This is a genomic window from Tranquillimonas alkanivorans, assembly GCF_900115595.1.
In the GTDB taxonomy this organism is placed as follows: domain Bacteria; phylum Pseudomonadota; class Alphaproteobacteria; order Rhodobacterales; family Rhodobacteraceae; genus Tranquillimonas; species Tranquillimonas alkanivorans.
In genome coordinates this window covers 1-17461 of record NZ_FOXA01000034.1, presented here as the reverse complement: position 1 = coordinate 17461, position 17461 = coordinate 1, and the positions used below count along the sequence as shown (strand labels likewise).

Annotated in this window: 16 protein-coding genes and 1 pseudogene; 11 read left to right on the top strand and 6 right to left on the bottom strand. The window is 63.9% G+C overall.

Annotated elements, in window-relative coordinates:
* Nucleotides 1–8 precede the first annotated feature (8 nt).
* Nucleotides 9–1880: a right-handed parallel beta-helix repeat-containing protein gene (locus BM162_RS19750; protein ID WP_177215280.1), complete on the top strand. Its 1872-nt coding sequence runs from the start codon at nt 9–11 to the stop codon at nt 1878–1880.
* Between the two features lie 342 nt (nt 1881–2222).
* Here BM162_RS19750 and BM162_RS19745 read toward each other — a convergent pair whose 3' ends face one another.
* The 3 genes from BM162_RS19745 to clpS all read right to left on the bottom strand — a co-directional run bounded on the left by BM162_RS19745 (nt 2223) and on the right by clpS (nt 4395).
* Nucleotides 2223–3032, bottom strand: coding sequence for an SDR family NAD(P)-dependent oxidoreductase (locus BM162_RS19745; protein ID WP_093425350.1), 810 nt, complete (start codon nt 3030–3032; stop codon nt 2223–2225).
* 39 nt (nt 3033–3071) lie between these two features.
* On the bottom strand, nt 3072–3935 hold the full coding sequence (locus BM162_RS19740; protein WP_245759352.1) for a class I SAM-dependent methyltransferase: 864 nt from the start codon (nt 3933–3935) through the stop codon (nt 3072–3074).
* 136 nt (nt 3936–4071) lie between these two features.
* Nucleotides 4072–4395 carry an ATP-dependent Clp protease adapter ClpS gene (gene clpS / locus BM162_RS19735; RefSeq protein ID WP_177215281.1) on the bottom strand — a complete coding sequence of 108 codons (324 nt, stop codon included), beginning with the start codon at nt 4393–4395 and terminating at the stop codon, nt 4072–4074.
* A 146-nt stretch (nt 4396–4541) separates the two neighbouring features.
* On the opposite strand from clpS, the gene BM162_RS19730 reads away from it, so the two are divergent.
* Together BM162_RS19730 and BM162_RS19725 are read left to right on the top strand one after the other, a co-directional pair.
* Entirely contained in the window at nt 4542–5240 is a 699-nt protein-coding gene (locus BM162_RS19730; protein ID WP_093425346.1) for an HAD family hydrolase, read from the top strand.
* Between the two features lie 230 nt (nt 5241–5470).
* Nucleotides 5471–6802 carry a D-alanyl-D-alanine carboxypeptidase family protein gene (locus tag BM162_RS19725; protein ID WP_245759351.1) on the top strand — a complete coding sequence of 444 codons (1332 nt, stop codon included), beginning with the start codon at nt 5471–5473 and terminating at the stop codon, nt 6800–6802.
* Between the two features lie 72 nt (nt 6803–6874).
* Here BM162_RS19725 and BM162_RS19720 read toward each other — a convergent pair whose 3' ends face one another.
* On the bottom strand, nt 6875–7078 hold the full coding sequence (locus BM162_RS19720) for a SlyX family protein (protein ID WP_093425343.1): 204 nt from the start codon (nt 7076–7078) through the stop codon (nt 6875–6877).
* Nucleotides 7079–7181: 103 nt separating this feature from the next.
* Between BM162_RS19720 and hisS the strand changes: the two genes are divergently transcribed.
* From hisS to hisG, 3 genes are read left to right on the top strand one after another with little or no spacing between them, the layout of a single operon-like run.
* Entirely contained in the window at nt 7182–8654 is a 1473-nt protein-coding gene (hisS, locus tag BM162_RS19715) for a histidine--tRNA ligase (RefSeq protein WP_093425341.1), read from the top strand.
* Nucleotides 8654–9727, top strand: a complete 1074-nt coding sequence (locus tag BM162_RS19710; protein WP_093425340.1) for an ATP phosphoribosyltransferase regulatory subunit — start codon at nt 8654–8656, stop codon at nt 9725–9727. The genes hisS and BM162_RS19710 overlap by 1 nt, the downstream gene beginning before the upstream one ends.
* Nucleotides 9724–10422, top strand: coding sequence for an ATP phosphoribosyltransferase (gene hisG / locus BM162_RS19705; protein ID WP_093425338.1), 699 nt, complete (start codon nt 9724–9726; stop codon nt 10420–10422). The genes BM162_RS19710 and hisG overlap by 4 nt, the downstream gene beginning before the upstream one ends.
* Before the next feature lie 202 nt (nt 10423–10624).
* On the opposite strand, the gene BM162_RS19700 is transcribed toward hisG, so the two are convergent.
* Complete coding sequence (locus tag BM162_RS19700) at nt 10625–11056, bottom strand: DUF1489 family protein (protein WP_093425368.1); 432 nt, start codon at nt 11054–11056, stop codon at nt 10625–10627.
* 124 nt (nt 11057–11180) lie between these two features.
* Between BM162_RS19700 and BM162_RS19695 the strand changes: the two genes are divergently transcribed.
* From BM162_RS19695 to BM162_RS22525, 5 genes and pseudogenes are all read left to right on the top strand, one after another.
* Nucleotides 11181–13448, top strand: a complete 2268-nt coding sequence (locus BM162_RS19695; RefSeq protein ID WP_093425337.1) for an adenosylcobalamin-dependent ribonucleoside-diphosphate reductase — start codon at nt 11181–11183, stop codon at nt 13446–13448.
* Nucleotides 13449–13553: 105 nt separating this feature from the next.
* Nucleotides 13554–14202 (top strand): annotated as a pseudogene (locus BM162_RS23625) (IS91 family transposase); the annotation flags it as partial.
* A 230-nt stretch (nt 14203–14432) separates the two neighbouring features.
* Nucleotides 14433–15494 carry a CBASS cGAMP-activated phospholipase gene (locus BM162_RS19685; protein WP_093425335.1) on the top strand — a complete coding sequence of 354 codons (1062 nt, stop codon included), beginning with the start codon at nt 14433–14435 and terminating at the stop codon, nt 15492–15494.
* The gene (locus BM162_RS22530; RefSeq protein WP_143096238.1) at nt 15457–16206 is read left to right on the top strand and encodes a cyclic GMP-AMP synthase DncV-like nucleotidyltransferase; all 750 of its coding nucleotides are present in this window, start codon (nt 15457–15459) and stop codon (nt 16204–16206) included. The genes BM162_RS19685 and BM162_RS22530 overlap by 38 nt, the downstream gene beginning before the upstream one ends.
* Entirely contained in the window at nt 16179–16847 is a 669-nt protein-coding gene (locus BM162_RS22525) for a nucleotide-binding domain-containing protein (RefSeq protein WP_143096237.1), read from the top strand. Before BM162_RS22530 ends, BM162_RS22525 begins: the two co-directional genes overlap by 28 nt.
* 304 nt (nt 16848–17151) lie before the next feature.
* Here the strand turns inward: BM162_RS22525 and BM162_RS19680 are convergent.
* Nucleotides 17152–17461, bottom strand: a 310-nt coding sequence (locus BM162_RS19680; protein ID WP_143096235.1) for an integrase core domain-containing protein, incomplete at its 5' end; no start/stop codon positions are given.

Here is a 17461-nt window from a genome sequence, read left to right as displayed (position 1 = left end):
GCGTTGCGATGGCCGTTCTGCTGACGGCGCTCGGCATCCAGCGCTGCGCTGCGGCAGATGGTTCTGTCCTGCACGTTTCCCCGCTCGGCAACGATCAATGGAGCGGCCGATTTCCCGCGCCGCTCAAGGACGGAACGGACGGCCCCATGGCGAGTTTCGAGGCTGCCCGCGACGCGGCACGAGCGATCGGAGAAGCGGTTCGGATCATCGTGCACGGCGGAGATTATTTCCTTCGCTCTGCCGTAGAGTTCGATGAGCGGGATTCAGGTCTCTCTCTGATCGCTGCAGAAGATGAGTTACCTGTCTTGCACGGTGGCATGGAGGTCGCCGACTGGGTCGAGGACCGGGACGGCCGCTGGAGCGCGCGCGTCGACCTTCCCGAAGGCGCCGGCATCGGGGGCCTCTTCGTCGACGGCCGGCGTCAGATCAAGGCGCGATTTCCAAATGCGCCGGAAGACGGCGATCTTCGCGGGGGATGGCTGTTCGCACGCACTCCGGCACCAGGTGACGAATCCCTCGGCAACACGCGGTTCGGTGCACGTCCCGGCGATCTTCCGGTTCTCGACGACGTAAGCGGCGTGGTGGCACATGTTACCGGAGGCCTGTTCCCGAACACGCAGTGGGGCAGCGATACGCTGCCCGTTCTGTCGATCGACGCGGCAAAGGACCTCGTGCATGTCGCAGGCACCGGCTACTTCTTCACCGGTGCCGGAAGCCGCTATTACCTGGCCGGAGCGGAAAGCTTCCTGGACGCTCCGGGCGAATGGTGGTTCGACGATGGCAACGCTCGCCTGCACTACATCCCCGGTTCCGGCGTCGATCCCAGCGATGCAAGGATGACCGTCGCGATCTTGCCGACCTTTTTTCGCTTCGCGGGAACTGAAGACATTTCAGTCGAGGGACTTAGCTTCCGGAACGGAGCGCCCGAGGGTAGTGGGAAGTACGCCACCGACATGCGCAGTTTCGGTGCCATCCGGATCATAGGTGGTGACAGGATGCGCGTTCATCGAAATTATTTCGAGAACGTCGGCGTCGCGATTCATGTTGCAGAAAGCGATGATGTCACCATATCCGGGAACGACATCGCTCATGTCGCCGGCAACGCTATATTCTTCGGGCCTCAGTACGGTACGTTCGGCCGATCGGATAACGGAGCCATTATTGGAAACCGTATCCGGGATGTGGGGGAGGTCTACTTCGAGAGTGCTGGCATCTGGTTCCAAGCCAGTCGTAACCTGCGCATTGCCTTCAACTTCGTCGAGCGCGCCGCCCAGTTCGGAATCTCCGGCGGTTCGCTGTGGGGCGATCAGGACGCGAGCCACCGCGCCGTAATCGAGTACAATTTAGTTCTTCGCACGAACCAAGCGACTGCGGACGGCGGCGCAATAAAAATGATGGGCGCACAGTCGACGCCCCTCGACAGTTCGATCCGTTACAATGTCGTTACCGGAACGGATCAGCTAATGGCACGGCCTGATGGAAGCTTCTGGCCGCCGCGCTACGAGAAACTAAACGAGTGGCCAAGCCCGATCAGCTGGGCGATCTACATGGACGGCCGAGCCAGCGGGGTCTCCGTTGTCGGAAATTTACTAGCTCGGAATGTGACAGGGATCGGAATCAACGGTGGCTGGAACAACGAGGTTCGAAGGAATGTCGTCTTGAGCGGAACCGGATGCGCCTTTCGTGTCGACGACTTGACCGGACGCGGGTGGCGACCCGATTGGGCCCGTCCTAATTCGATCGAGAGAAACTTCGCGCAAGTTTCAAATGGTGGATGCGCCGCTAATATCAATGCTCCGGACCACGGCACTGAATATGTCGAGATTTCCGATAACTTCTTCTGGAGCTCCGGTCCCCCGGAGCCGACACCGCGCGAATAAGATTCATCCGACACCTGCCGCCAATTCCGTATTTGTCACAGGCGCTCGAAGGCTCGTTCCAGTCCAGGCTGAAAATGCCAGCGTTCTGAAAGATAAGACGACGCGCTGCCGCGCTCGTAGGACGGGACGCTGCAGATCGTGGGGTTGGGCAAGAACACCATCGCCTTTTGGCCATGGCCGGCGCCTCGCGCGCGCAATGGGTCGGGCAGGCGGTCGAGCCGCAGAAGGCCAGGCAGACGACGAGCTTTCGCGGGGTCGCCGCCCCTGCGACGGGTCTTCCTCTTGCCGGAAATACTCTCGCGCCGAAGGCGTCCTGCCGGTGCGGCCGGCCCGTGCGGCGGGTCAGTGCGCCGGCGCCTCGACCACGTCGATCAGGGTCCGGCCGCCGTCGATGGTCAGGATCTGGCCGGTCATGAAGCCCGAGCCGTCCGAGGCGAGGAACTGCACCGTCTCGGCCACCTCGCTGGCCGAGGCGATGCGGCTGAGCGGCGTGTTCTCGATGATGTCCTCGCGGCAGTCCGGGTTCTCCTTGATCGCGCCGCGCAGAGAGGCCGACATGACCGAGCCGAAAGCCACGGCGTTCACCCGGATCCGGTGGGGGGCCAGAGCGACGGCCAGCGACCGGGTCGCCTGGTCGAGCGCGGCGGTGCTGACGGAATAGGCCAGCAACTCGGGATGTGTCCGCCGCGCGGCGATGGAGGACAGGTTGATAATCGACCCCACCGGCCCCTCGGTCTGCTCGTCCGCCTCCGCCTGCTTGATCATCCTGCGCGCAACGATCTGGCTGAGCCGCAGCGACGTCAGCAGGTTCTGCTCCAGTAGGACGGACACCGCGTCGTCGTCGGGGTCAAGCGGGTCGGACGCGATCATCTGGCGCGAGGCGTTGACCAGGATGTCCACCCGGTCGAACGCGTCGAGCGTGGCCGACAGCAGGTTCGCCACAGTCAGCTTCTGGCGCAGGTCGCCCGCGAAGTAGCGCGAAGTGCCCTTCTCGTCCTCGACATTGCCGACCTCGTCAGCCAGCCGGGCCTCGTCCATGTCGGCGAACATGACGTTGGCGCCGCGCTCGACGAAGTGGCGCGCCACCGCGAGACCGACGCCGTTGGCGGCGCCGGTGACGATGGCGGTCTTTCCTGAGATCGTGAGGCTCATCTGGGTATCCTCCGGCGCGTGCGCGCCACCAGGTGGATGTCAGCGGCCCCGGCGGGGCCTGTCGCAGGCATAGACCTTGAACGCGTTGTCGCCCGCAACCTCCTCGATCCGGGCGAACCCTTCGGAGAGGGCCGCCTCATAAGGCAAATGCCGGTTCGCGACCAGCCACAGCCGGCCGGACGGCTTCAGAAGTCGCACGGCCGCCGCGATGAAGGCGCGGCCCAGCGACGGGTCGGCGGCACGGCCGATGTGGAACGGCGGGTTGGTGACAACATGGTCGAGCGGCTCGGGCCCGTCCCAGGCGGTTGCGTCGGCCCAATGGAAGCGGGCGCGGGGGTCGGTGACGTTGGTCCTGGCGCAGTCCAGCGCCGCGTGGTCCGCCTCGACCAGATGGCATTCGGTCACGGCCTGTGACGTCTGCAGCAGGTGGTGCGACAGGTATCCCCAGCCCGCGCCCAAGTCGGCCACCGCGCCCTTCAGCGGCGGCAGTGCCTCGGCCAGCAGCGCCGAGCCGCGGTCGACAGCGTCGGCCGAGAAGCTGCCGGGCGCGGTGAGGAAGCCCTCGGATATCCGGGCGGGCTCTTCCACCCAATCGGAGAATTCGCCGCCGGTCACGGTGAAGATCTTCCCGTGCGCCTTGGACAGCACCTCGCCCACCTCGGCGCGCTTGCGGATGTCGCGCAGCAGGCTGTCGATGCCTTCGGTCTTCTGCCCGTCGATCACCAGCACGCCGCCGGGTGCCAGCGCCGGGGCGGCCCGCGCCACGCGGTCGCGCGCCAACGCTTTGGCTCGGGGCAAGGCGACCACGATCAGTGGGAAGCGCCCCTCAGGCGCCACGCGCACATCGAGGCCGCGACGCGACAGCACGTCGAAGTCCGGGTGGAAGCCTTGGACCACCTGCACGTCAGTTCCCAGGGGCGACAGGTCGTCTCCGGCCCGGGCGCCAAAGACGCAGACGGGTCCGTCCAAATGGAAAAGGCCGCGCTCGGCGGCCAAGGAGAGTCTCGTGGTCAGCATGTCATGCGGAGCGGCGCGCAGCCTACTCCTTCTCCATCGTGCATTGCAGCGGGTGCTGGTGGCGGCGGGCGAAGTCCATCACTTGCGCCACCTTGGTTTCGGCCACTTCGAACGAGAATACACCGACGACCGCCAAACCCTTCTTGTGGACGGTCAGCATCAATTCGAACGCCTGGCTGTGGGTCATGCCGAAGAAGCGCTCGAGCACGTGCACCACAAACTCCATCGGCGTGTAGTCGTCGTTCAGCAGCAGCACCTTGTAGAGCGGCGGGCGCTGCGTCTTCTTGCGGGTCTCGAGTACAACGCCGGCGTCTCCGTCGGCCGGGTCGTCGTCCTTGTTCGCCATGATGAGGGGCTGGCCAGTCAAACCGTCTCTCCGCGGACTTGGTGTCGTGTGTTCCGGCTGAGCCGACTATATAAGGGCGTCGCTCAACCTGAAAAGGGGGCCGGGCGCCGCGCCCGAACCACCCCCGATACAGCAAGGACGGACACTTGGCGACCCTTACAACCATCGCTTTCGACGCCGATGACACGCTCTGGCACAACGAGCAGTTCTTTCGGATGACGCAGGAACGGTTCACGGAGCTCCTGGCCGACCATGCCGAGCGTGCGCATCTCGAAGACCGCCTGCTCGCCGCCGAACGACGCAACCTCGGGCACTACGGATTCGGCATCAAGGGATTCGTGCTGTCGATGATCGAGACGGCCATCGAGGTGACGGACGAACGTGTGCCCGCTGCCGTCATCCGCCAGATCATCGAGGCGGGGCAAGAGATGCTGGGCCATCCCATCGAGCTTCTGCCCCATGCCCGCGAAACCGTCGAGTCGGTGGCCGGGGATTACACGATTCTGCTGGTGACGAAGGGCGATTTGCTGGACCAGGAGCGGAAGTTGGCCCAGTCGGGACTGGGCGACCTGTTCGACGGGGTCGAGATCGTGTCGGACAAGACGCCAGAGGTCTATGCGCGCCTATTCGAGCGGCACGGGCAGGGGGCCGAGCGGGCGATGATGGTCGGCAACTCCATGAAATCCGACGTGGTTCCGGCGATCGAGGCCGGCGGCTGGGGCGTCTATGTCCCGCACGGACTGGTCTGGGCGCTCGAGCACGCCGAGGCGCCCGAGGGGCATCCGCGCTTTCACGAGATCGAGTCGCTTGCGGGGCTGCCCGAAATTCTTGCGCGCCTCGCCTGACGCGGGGGCGGCAGGGCTAACTTGTTGAAAATTCTCACGCCGACCGCACGAAATCTTGAGTTACATCAAGGCCACGGCGAAAGCCCCTGAACATAGGCTGTTTTCCGCTTCAAGAACCTGTGCTAGCGTCCTTCGCAACGAGCCGGACTCGAAGAATTCCGGCCGCAGAGGCAGATAGAGGGCAGTGATCCGTGAAACAGCATGGGCAGACTCTCCGTGATGGACTCCGTTTGATCGCAGTAACGGCGTTTCTCGCACTTTCGGCCGCAGCAGCGCAGGCCGCCCCCTACGCCGCACACGTCATCGACGCACGGTCGGGCGAGGTGCTGCATTCCGAGAACGCCGACGCGCGGCTTCATCCGGCGTCGCTGACCAAGATGATGACGCTCTACATCGCCTTCCAGGCGGTGGAGAATGGCGAGATCGGGCTCGACGACAAGGTGACGATCTCGCGCCACGCGGCGTCCGAGCCTCCGTCGAAGCTGGGCCTGCGCACCGGCCAGACCATCGCGTTTCGCTATCTGATCCGCGCGGCGGCGGTGAAGTCGGCCAACGACGCGGCCACCGCCATCGGCGAGGCCATCTCCGGCAGCGAGGCGGCCTTCGCCCGTCGCATGACCCGCACGGCGCAGGTGCTGGGCATGACCCGCACCACCTTCAAGAACGCCCACGGCCTGACCGAGAGCGGCCACCTGTCCAGCGCGCGGGACATGACCACGCTGGGGCGGCACCTGTTCTACGACTTCCCCGAGTACTACAACCTGTTCTCGCGCCGTTCGACCTATGCCGGGATCCGCGACGTGCCGAACACGAACCGCCGGCTTCTGGCGGACTACAAGGGGGCCGACGGGATCAAGACGGGGTTTACCAACGCCGCCGGCTTCAACCTCGTCGCCTCGGCCGAGCGTGGTGGAGAGCGGGTGATCGCGACGGTATTCGGCGGCCGCTCCACGGCCAGCCGCAACGCTAAGGTGGCCGAGCTTCTGGACCTTGGCTTCCGCAAGGCGCCCACGCACGTGGCCGTGCGCAAGCCGGTCAAGCCGGTCTACGACCCCGACCACGGCATCGCGGGCAAGGTGATCCGCGTCGTGCTGGCAGTGAACAAGTCGCCCCGCCCGCGGGCCCGCCCGGGGCAGGAGCTGGAGATCCCCGCCACGCTTGTCGCGCAGATCGAAGAGGGCATCGACGGCGCCGTGGCCGAGGCCGGGGCCGGGGAGGGCGTCGAGGTCGCCAGGCTCGACTCCACGCCGCTGCCGCGCCCTCGGCCCGAGGAAATGGCCGAGGAAGTCGCGCGCGAGGTCGTCACCCGAATGTCCACCGCCGGTGGCCGCCACTGGGGCATCAATGTCGGGCGCTACGGCTCGCGTTACCAGGCCGAGCGGGTGCTGCTGAAGACCGCGCTGGCCGAACTGGGCACGCTGGACGAGGCGCTGCGCAAGGTGGTCCAGCGCAACGGCGGCTTCGAGGCGAACTTCGTCGGCATGACCGAGGATTCGGCCGCGCTGGCCTGCCGCCGGCTCGCCGCCCGCGACATCAGCTGCGAGACGCTAGGCCCCGGCTGATCGCCGGACACACGGAACTCCTCCCGAGGCCCGTCGTGACGATAATCGTCCGGCGGGCCTTTTTTCATCACCTCACCAGTGCGGCGGCTTCTGGTCGGCCAGCGGGACGGTGCCGCCCTCGGCGATCTCGCGGTCGGCCTCGCGCTCCATGAGCATCCGCACGCGCGCCTCGAGCCGCGACAGGCGTGCCTCCTGCGCCGCAACGATGTCGGACAGGTCGTCGTTCTGGCGGATGAGGTGCGCGAGGCGCTCCTCCAGTCTCGAAATCTCGTTCATGCCGCGCCATACCACCGCACGCGGGTCCGGCCAAGCGGCGTGCTTGCCCCCCTGCCGGGCTTGGGCTAGACCGCGCGCGACTGCCGTACCCCGAGGGACCTTCATGGCGAAAGCCCGCAAACAGCCCCGCCCCAAGGCCGAGACGCCGAAGGGCTTCCGCGACTATTTCGGCCCCGACGTCACCGAGCGGAAGGCGATGCTCGACAAGATCGCCGAGGTCTACGACCTGTACGGCTTCGATCCGCTGGAAACCTCGGCCGTCGAGACGGTCGAGGCGCTGGGGAAGTTCCTTCCCGACGTGGACCGCCCGAACGAGGGCGTCTTCGCCTGGCAGGAAGAGGACTCGGACTGGGTGGCGTTGCGCTATGACCTGACCGCGCCGCTGGCGCGCGTCGCGGCGCAGTACCGCAACGACCTGCCGTTCCCGTACCGCCGCTACGCCATGGGTCCGGTCTGGCGTAACGAGAAGCCCGGCCCGGGCCGCTTCCGCCAGTTCTACCAATGCGACGCCGACACCGTGGGCGCGCCCTCGGTCGCCGCCGACGCCGAGATCTGCGCCATGCTGGCCGACACGCTCGAGGCCGTGGGCATCCCGCGCGGGGACTACATCGTGCGGGTGAACAACCGGAAGGTGCTTGATGGCGTCCTTGAAGCTCTCGGCTTGTCAGAAGACGACGAGAACATCCGACAAGCCGTGCTGCGCACGATCGACAAATACGACAAGGTCGGCGTCGAAGGGGTTTGGGAATTACTGACGAAAGGGCGCCTCGACGAATCTGGAGCTTTCATTGAAGGGGTCGGCCTCTCCATGGAGCAGGCGCAGATCATCGGTCAATTTCTTCAGTCACGATGCGAGGCGGCAGCCGAGACAATTGATCTGCTTGCCCAGATGATCGGGGAGTCGGCCCGAGGCCAGCAAGGAGTCGCTGAACTCGAGCAGATAGCCAAGCTCTTAGAGGCCCAAGGCTACGGCCCTGATCGCATCGTCATAGACCCTTCCGTCGTCCGCGGCCTCGGCTACTACACCGGCCCCGTCTTCGAGGCCGAACTGACCTTCGAGATCACCGATGAAAAGGGCCGCCCGCGCCAGTTCGGCTCGGTCGCCGGGGGCGGGCGTTACGACGACCTCGTGAAGCGCTTCACGGGGCAGGAGGTGCCGGCGACCGGCGTCTCCATCGGCGTCGACCGCCTGCTCGCCGCGCTGCGCGCCAAGGGCCGCATCGGCGGCGAGGCGCGGGGCCCGGTAATCGTCACCGTGATGGACCGCGACCGCATGGCCGACTACCAGGCGATGGTGCGCGAGCTCAGGGCCGAGGGCATCCGGGCCGAGGTCTACCTCGGCAACCCGAAGAACTTCGGCAACCAGCTCAAGTACGCCGACCGGCGGGGCGCACCCATCGCGGTAATCGAGGGCGGCGACGAGAAGGAGCGCGGCGTGGTGCAGATCAAGGACCTCGTCCTCGGCGCGAAGATCGCCGAGAGCGCGACGCTGGACGAGTGGAAATCCCAGCCCGCACAGTTCGAGTGCCCCCGCACCGAGATGGTCGCGCAGATCCGCGCGCGGCTGAACGGCTGATGTCTGATCGCGCCGCCGTCCGGGCCGAGGCCGCGCGGCTTCTGGCCGCGTTTCAGGAGGCGGGCGCCACGCCGGTGGACCCGTCGATTCTGCAACCGGCCAACACGCTGCTGGACCTCTACGGCGAGGACATCCGCGCCCGCGCCTTCACCACCGCCGACCCGCTGAGGGGCGAGCAGATGCTGCGCCCGGACTTCACGGTGCCGGTCGTGCAGATGCACATGCAGAACGGCGACGAGCCGTCGCGCTATTGCTACGCGGGCGAGGTCTTCCGCCGGCAGGAGAGCGATCCTGCGCGTGCGGTCGAGTACCTGCAGGCAGGATACGAGGTCTTCGACCCACGCGATCCGGCCACCTCGGACGCCGAGGTCTTCGCGCTGTTTTCGCGCCTGCTCGCGCCTCTGGGCCTGCGGGTCGCGACGGGGGACATGGGCGTCCTTATGGCGGCCGTGCGCGGACTGACGGCCAGCGACCGGCGCAAGGAGATGCTGCTGCACCACGTCTGGCGGCCCCGCCGGTTCCGCACGCTCCTCGACCGCTTCGGCGGGAAGGGCGCGCGCGACCGCCGTAAGCTGCTGCAGACCGCCGATCCGCTGGCCAAGGCCGGACCCGAAATCGGCTTGCGCACTCGCGCTGACGTGCTGGTGCGGCTCGAGGCGCTGCGCGCCGAGGCCGACGAGCCGCCCATCCCGGCGGCCGAGGTCGAGCTTCTGGACGACATCCTCGACCTGAAGGAGACGGCGCCGAACGTGCTGGCGCACCTGCGAGACATGGCGGTCGACATGCCGGCCATCGCCGACGCCGTGGCCCGGTTCGAGGCGCGGCTTGAAGCGCTGGAGACGGCGGGCGTGGACGTGGCGACGCTGGAGTTCGAGGCGAGCTACGGCCGCACGTCGATGGAATACTACGACGGCTTCGTCTTCGGCTTCTACGCCGAAGGCCGCCCCGACCTGCCCCCGGTCGCCACCGGCGGGCGCTACGACGCGCTGACCCGCGTGCTGGGGCAGGGCCGGTCGAGCCCCGCCGTCGGCGGCGTGATCCGCCCCGCCCTGACGCTGGAGCTGGCGACATGACGATCAAGCTGGGCGTGCCGTCCAAGGGGCGACTGATGGAGAAGACCTTCGACTGGTTCGCCGAACGCGGCGTGGGCATGGGCCTGGCCGGCGGCGAGCGCGAGTATTCCGGCCGCGTCACCGGTGTTGAAGGAGTCGAACTTGTGCTGCTGTCCGCAGGAGAGATCCCGCGCGAGCTGTCGGCCGGCCGCATCCACCTGGGCGTCACCGGGTCCGACCTGGTGCGCGAGAAGCTTCCGGCGTGGGAGCGGCAGGTGGTGGAACTCGAAAAGATGGGCTTCGGCCACGCCGACCTCGTGATCGCGGTGCCGCGGTTCTGGGTCGACGTCGACACGCTCGACGACCTCGACGCCGCCGCCTCCGACTTCCGCCGCCGCCATGGCCACCGCATGCGCATCGCGACGAAGTACCACCGGCTAATCCGCGAGTACCTGCGCGAGCACGGCGTCTCGGACTACCGGCTCGTCGACAGCCAGGGCGCGACGGAAGGCACGGTGAAGAACGAAACCGCTGAGGCCATCGCCGACATCACCTCGACCGGCGAAACGCTGCGAGCCAACCACCTGAAGATGCTGTCCGACGGACCCGTGCACCGCAGCCAGGCCACGCTCTTCAAGTCGCGCAATGCCGAGTGGGACGACGACACCCTGTCGGTGCTCAATGGGTTGAAGCGGACGCTCGACCTGCTCGACTGACAGAAGGCCGCGCCTGCGGCGCGACACCCTTCGATTGCGGCTGGCTGCGCCCGCCGCGATGCCTCCGGCGGAGATATTTTAAGACCGAAGATGATACGGGACCGCTTCATCTTCGGTCCTGAAGTATCCTCGGGGGGAGCGCCGGAGGCGCGAGGGGGGGGCGGAAAGCCCCCTGCGGCGTCAGCCAGGCGCGGGACGTGGCTTAACGCACCCCGATCTCCGCCAGGGCCGCCATCAGCTGCGGGGGCAGGTCCTGTTCTTCGCTCCGGGCCTTAGGCAGGTCGCGCGGCGTGTCCTCGGGCTTGAGGTAGCGCCAGCCCTGAAAGGGGCGGCGGGTGGCGGCCTCGGTGCGATGTATCTCGGGGTCGAGTACAAGGCCGCAGCGGCGGATGCCGTCGCCGCGGTCGACCTCGTCGAGGCGCAGGATGCGTTGGCGGGCCAGGATCACGCCCTTGAAGACCCAGTAGAGCGAGCCGCCCGCGAGGATCTCGTCCACGCGCTTGGGCCACATGCGCGTGACGTGCCGCGGCAGACCGTCCGGCCCCCTTGCATGGCCGTGCCGCTGCCAGGTCTCCAGGTCCTCGACACGCTCTGCGCCCACGCAAAGCTTCAACAGGTTGATGTGTTGCCCCACCACTACCCCCAAGTGTTGCTTGCGTGTAAGATGGTCCTCCGCCGCACGAGTCGCAAGTTGACCGGACCTGCGACCAAGCGTATCGACCCGGACCTCTTGTAGCTGCCGCGAGGAGCCGCACCGCATGACCCGCTTCGCCGCCCCCATAGCCGAACAGATCTGGGACATGAAGTACCGGCTGAAGGAAGGCGACGGCACGCCCCTCGACAGGTCGGTCGAGGATACCTGGCGCCGTGTCGCCCGCGCGACCGCCGCCGTCGAGGCCGACCCGGCGGTGTGGGAAGACAGGTTCTATGCCGCGCTGGAGGATTTCCGTTTCCTTCCGGCCGGCCGCATCACCGCGGGGGCGGGCACCGGGCGCAGCGTGACACTGTTCAACTGCTTCGTCATGGGCACCATCCCCGACAGCATGGGCGGGATCTTCGACATGCTGAAGGAGGCCGCGCTGACCATGCAGCAGGGCGGCGGCATCGGCTATGATTTCTCGACCATCCGGCCCAAGGGCGCGGACGTGCTGGGTGTGGCGGCCGATGCCTCGGGCCCGCTGTCGTTCATGGACGTATGGGACTCGATGTGCCGCACGATCATGTCGGCCGGGTCGCGCCGGGGTGCGATGATGGCCTGCATGCGCTGCGACCATCCTGACATCGAGGACTTCATCACCGCCAAGTCCGATGCCGCCCGCCTGCGCAACTTCAACGTCAGCGTGCTGGTCACCGACGCGTTCATGGAGGCGGTGAAGGCAGACGGCCCGTGGGAGCTGGTGTTCGGCGGCAAGGTCTATCGCACCATTGCGGCGCGGGACCTTTGGAATCGCATCATGCGCTCGACCTACGACTATGCCGAGCCGGGCGTGATCTTCATCGACCGCATCAACCAGATGAACAATCTCGCCTACTGCGAGACGATCGCGGCGACGAACCCCTGCGGCGAGCAGCCCCTGCCACCCTACGGCGCCTGCCTGCTGGGCTCGATCAACCTGGCGCGGCTCGTGACCGGCGCGTTCGAGGAGGGCGCGCACCTGGACGAGGCCGCGCTGGACGATCTGGTGGCGACGGCGGTGCGCATGATGGACAACGTCGTCGACGCCTCGCGTTTTCCGCTCGAGGCGCAGGCGCGGGAGGCGCAGGCCAAGCGGCGGATCGGGCTGGGGGTTACCGGGCTGGCCGACGCCCTGCTGATGTTGCGGCTGCGCTACGGAACGGAAGAGGCGGCGCGGCAGGCCGAGGCATGGATGAAGCGCATCGCGCGGTCGGCCTACCTCGCCAGCGTGGAGATCGCCAAGGAGAAGGGGGCCTTCCCGCTTTTCGACGCCGAGAAGTTCCTGGCCAGCGGCGCCCTGCGTCACATGGACGACGACGTGCGAGCCGCCATCCGCGAACACGGCATCCGCAACGCCCTTCTGACTTCCATCGCGCCGACCGGCACCATCTCTCTCTACGCCGGGAACGTGTCGAGCGGCATCGAGCCGGTCTTCGCCTATGCCTATACCCGCAAGGTGCTGCAGCGGGACGGGTCGCGCACCGAGGAGGAGGTCGTGGACTACGCCGTGCAGATGTGGCGCGACAAGTACGGCGATGCCGATCTGCCGGACTTCTTCGTCAACGCGCAGACGCTGCAACCGCTGGAGCATGTGCGGATGCAGGCGGCAGCACAGAAATGGGTCGATTCCTCGATCTCAAAGACCATCAACTGCCCCGAGGACATCAGCTTCCCGGACTTCAAGGACGTCTACCTCGAAGCCTATGAGACCGGCTGCAAGGGCTGCACGACGTACCGCCCGAACGAGGTCACCGGCTCGGTTCTGACCGTGAGCGAGAGCGCCGACCGCGAGCCTGCGGCGCAGGTGTCAGAGCCGGGCGAGGTCGTCTACATCTCCGAGCCACTCGACCGTCCGCAGGCGCTTGAGGGCAACACCTACAAGCTCAAGTGGCCGGGCAGCGAGCACGCAATCTATATCACGATCAACGACATCGTGCTGAATGGCCACCGGCGGCCCTTCGAGATCTTCATCAACTCGAAGAACATGGAGCACTTTTCTTGGACCGTGGCGCTGACGCGCATGATCTCGGCGGTGTTCCGGCGCGGTGGTGACGTTTCCTTCGTGGTCGAGGAGCTCAAGGCGGTGTTCGATCCCCGCGGGGGCGCCTGGATGCAGGGCAAATACATCCCTTCGATCCTGGCGGCCATCGGCGGCGTGATCGAGCGCCACCTGATCGCCATCGGCTTCATCGACGGCGAGGGCATGGGCCTGAAAAGCGACCCCCACGCCGAGCTGGTCCCGCTCGGCCACCCCCGCGGCAAGTCCTGCCCGAGCTGCGGCAGCTTCGACCTCCGCATGATCGAAGGCTGCCTGACCTGCGCGGCATGCGGTCATTCGAAGTGCGGGTGAGGGGGAAGCTCAGCAGTGTGACTGTTCCGGTCGGTATAGTTTTGCCAAAGTCGCCTTACGGTTTGCCGCCGAACGGGAGAAGATTTGCCAGAAGTTCATAAGATACTGAAAACTCGGTCTCTTTTAGAGGCCTCCTTCGCTCGGCATGGTCCTGCGTGGCGGCGGACCATGCCGAGCATGCCAGCCTCTCGCAGCTCAAGGTGATGTCGGCGGTCGAGGCCTGCCGGACCGAGGCGCTCGGCGGGCAGGTGGCGGGCTGTGTCGAAGGGCGGCCACCATTACGTCGCCTACGATTCCTGCAAGAACCGGCATTGCCCCAAGTGTCAGAGTCCGGCGGCGCGCGACTGAATGGCCGCGCACGTCGAGGACCTATGGCCCGTGGAGTATTTCCACGTGGTCTTCACCCTGCCGGCGGAGATCGCGCAAATCGTCTTCTGGAGCAAGAAGGCGGTGTATGGTTTGATTTTCAGGGCGTCGGCGGAAATGGTGCTGACCAGCGCGGCCGATCCCAAGCGCATGGCGCGCGGGGTGGGTCGCCTGCAATCCAAGGTTCTTCCTGCTTGTGCAGGTTCTTTCGCGGCTGTTTCGTCGGCTGTTGCTGGAGGGGCTGAGGGAGCTGCACCGGGCCGGTCATCTGGCCTTCTTCGGCGCTCTGGCCGAGCTGGCCAGCGCGGAGACCTTTACGGCCTGGCTCACCCCGTTCCGCAAATCCGCTCGAATGGTCTATGCCAAACCGCCTTTCGGCGACCCCGAAGAACGAAGAAACTTCCTCGTTGGTTTCGGTTCACCCCGGCAGAGTATATCCCGGCTTGTGCACCCCAAGCAGCCGATGATCGGACATGCAGATGAAGTCGGTCGCCCTGCAAGACGGCAGCTTTCAGCCTTGATAGCATAAAGTCCGCAAGACACGAAAAAACCATGTGCACAATGAAATGCTCCAATATACTGTGTTGAGCTGTGCGGCGGCATCACTATATTGCACCAATGGTATTCAGAATACTCTCACTATCAGGAGGCGGGTACAAAGGCCTTTACACCGCTCAGTTTCTGGCAGGGCTTGAGGCGGCGAGTGGTGATGTTCCTTTGTATCGTCGGTTCGACATGATCGCGGGGACTTCCATTGGTGGGATACTCGCACTCGCGGTTTCGTCTGGGAGGACGACCATGCGTGAGGTGGCTGAAGCCATGTCATCGCAAGGCACGAGAATTTTTGGAACGAAGGCTCCGCCCTCATCGCAAGTTGGGGTTTTGTTGGACCTTTTCGCGCATCGCGCTACCGCCCGCTATTCCGCAAAGCCGTTGCGAAAGCTCATCTGCGATGTTGTCGGCGAAGATACTTTCATAGGCGACTTGAAGCAAAAGACAATCGTTCCAGCAGTAAACGTAACAAAGGGTAGTCCGCAGGTGTTCAAGACATCGCATCATGAAAACTTTCAAAGAGACTGGAAGCTGCCGGTCGTTGACGTAGCGATGGCGACGTCCGCCGCGCCTACCTTCTTTCCGCTTCACAAAATCGGAAGCGAGCGCTTTGCCGATGGTGGCATATATACAAACAGCCCGGATGAGATTGCAGTACATGAGGCACTTCATTTCCTGGGGCAAGATGTCGGTGACACCGAGATTCTAAGTGTCGGAACGACAACTGCAAAGTTCAGCTTTCCCGGGAAGCTTGCCAGCAACATGGGATACAAGGACTGGCTGACGGACCAAAGACTGATCTCGGTAATGATCTCGGCGCAACAGATGAACACCGACTTCATGATGCGGCATCGCTTCGGCGAACGATACGTCCGAGTTGATTCCGCGCCTTCGGCCAGTCAGCTCCCTGAGATGCGTTTGGACAACGCCAGTAAAAGTGTGAGCGACGACCTCAAGGGGCTTGCGGATGCTTCCTTGCGTGAACACTTGCCCGGCATTAGGGCGTCAGGCTTTTTCGACTACGATGCTGGGGAGGAAGATTTCTTGCAACGAGAAGAGGTTTCGAATTTCTTCCGAGATTTAAGGGGTGATGATGGGGATTGCCGCAAAGCTTTTTTACAATCCTGAAGATCGCCAAGATACCTTAGCGTATCGCGTTCGACCATCTGACGAGCAAATAGAAGAGCAACAAGAGCGATGGAACGATCTCGCTGAGGTCTTGAAGAACGGCTTGCGTGATGTCTTCGGCAAACCTGTCTCTTCTTGGCTGCAAGGTTCATACAAGTTCGGTACGCAAATCCGCCCCGCTCGAACGGGCGAGGAATTCGATATCGACTTGGGTGTCTACGTCGAATGGCAGGGCAGCGCCGAGTCTGGTGAAGTCAAGCCATTGGAGCTCAAGGATAGAGTCCAGTCGATTCTCGACGATTATGCTGCTGACGGAGCAAACGACGCTACCAGCGTAGCTAATCCAAAACAACGATGCAATCGAATATGCTTCTTAGGCGATTTTCACATCGACGTACCCAGTTATCATCTGGACCGGGTTGCTGATTTGCGAGATTTGGCCACACAAGACGGAGAGCGGGAGAGCAGTGACCCCAAAGCCATCTACGTGTGGTGGAAGGATCAATTCGAGGGGAGCGAACGCGACAGAGCTCGCCGGTTAGCGCGCTATTTGAAAATGTGGGCCGCTCTGACATTCGAGGCTCCTGCCCGTCCTTCTTCCATCCTTCTGACCGTGCTGGTTGCAGACGCCATGAAAGCTATCAATTCTGAACGTTTGTCTGGAGACGACGAGTATTTTGCGCAGTGGTTGGTGCGCTCAAGGAAAGACTAAGTCAGTCTGCGGCGGTGCCGAATCCGGGCAACACTCGCGAAAACCTCAATCGACTGAATGACGACGATTGTGATGCTTTCATTGATAGGCTTTCCGATCTTCGGAGTATCACGGAGCGTGCACTTGCTTCGGCAGACGAGTATGGAAGTGCAGATATTTGGTCTGAAGCCTTCAAGCACTTTTTTCCGTTTCCGGAAGAGGTGCAGGCGGTGTCTAAGGCCGCAGATTCAGCGTGGGGCTTGCCAACTGTTGTCCGTCATGCTCTTGACGTGCGTGTTGCTGCAACCTCCGGAAAACGACGCTGGGAAGGTGTAAACAATATAGGACCAATTCCGAAGGGTTGTGATATCGAGTTCACTATCGCTGATCCCAATGCCCTTCCCGAAGGAGCTGTAGTTTACTGGACTGTGAGAAACCAGGGCGCTGAGGCAGAGGTTACTAACGATCTCGGACATATTTCAGGGACTGGTTTGATGAACAGAGAGAGCAGCGCGTATCGAGGCAGTCATTTCATGGATGTGGTTGCAAAATTAAATGGAGAGATAATTGGGAGGCGAAGGGTGAAGATTCGGGTTTCCGGAATTGGACTGCCAGAACGGAATCCTGCGAGACCGACATGGACGAAATTTCGCAGAAAATAGGCGCGTCCTGAGCTGACATGCGATTCGCATGTTTCTATAATTTTAACGATTGTATTGATGAGTTCTGCGCCCTCCAATGCCGTATCATCGATTATGTTTCTCACTGGTAGATTATGAAGCGGGGCCGAACGCCCGCTGATCGATTGGCTTTATGCTCATGGATTGACTAACAGAGTCTTGATTGGGTGTTGCATGGTTGCGTCGGCTAAACGGCGTTGTCAGCTAAGAGTGGAAGGCATTTTATCTTGGGCAGTCAGTAATGTGAGACATTGAACTGCCCCATTCGAGTGGTCCAGGTTGATTGTTAATGCATTGCCCTCCTTCGGTCGACGGTGACGATGGCTTCCGGGGCAGGCGGTCTGTAGCCCAGGGCGCTATGGGGGCGGATGGTATTGTAGTGGCGCCGCCATTGTTCGATGAGGATCTGGGCCTCGCGGAGCGAGTAGAAGATCTCCCCGTCGAGCAGCTCGTTGCGGAAGCGGGCGTTGAAGCTCTCACAATAGCCGTTCTCCCACGGTGATCCGGGCTCTATGAAGGCAGTTTTCGCGCCCACGGCTTCGATCCATTCACGGACCTTTCGGGCGGCGAACTCGGGCCCGTTATCGGATCTGATG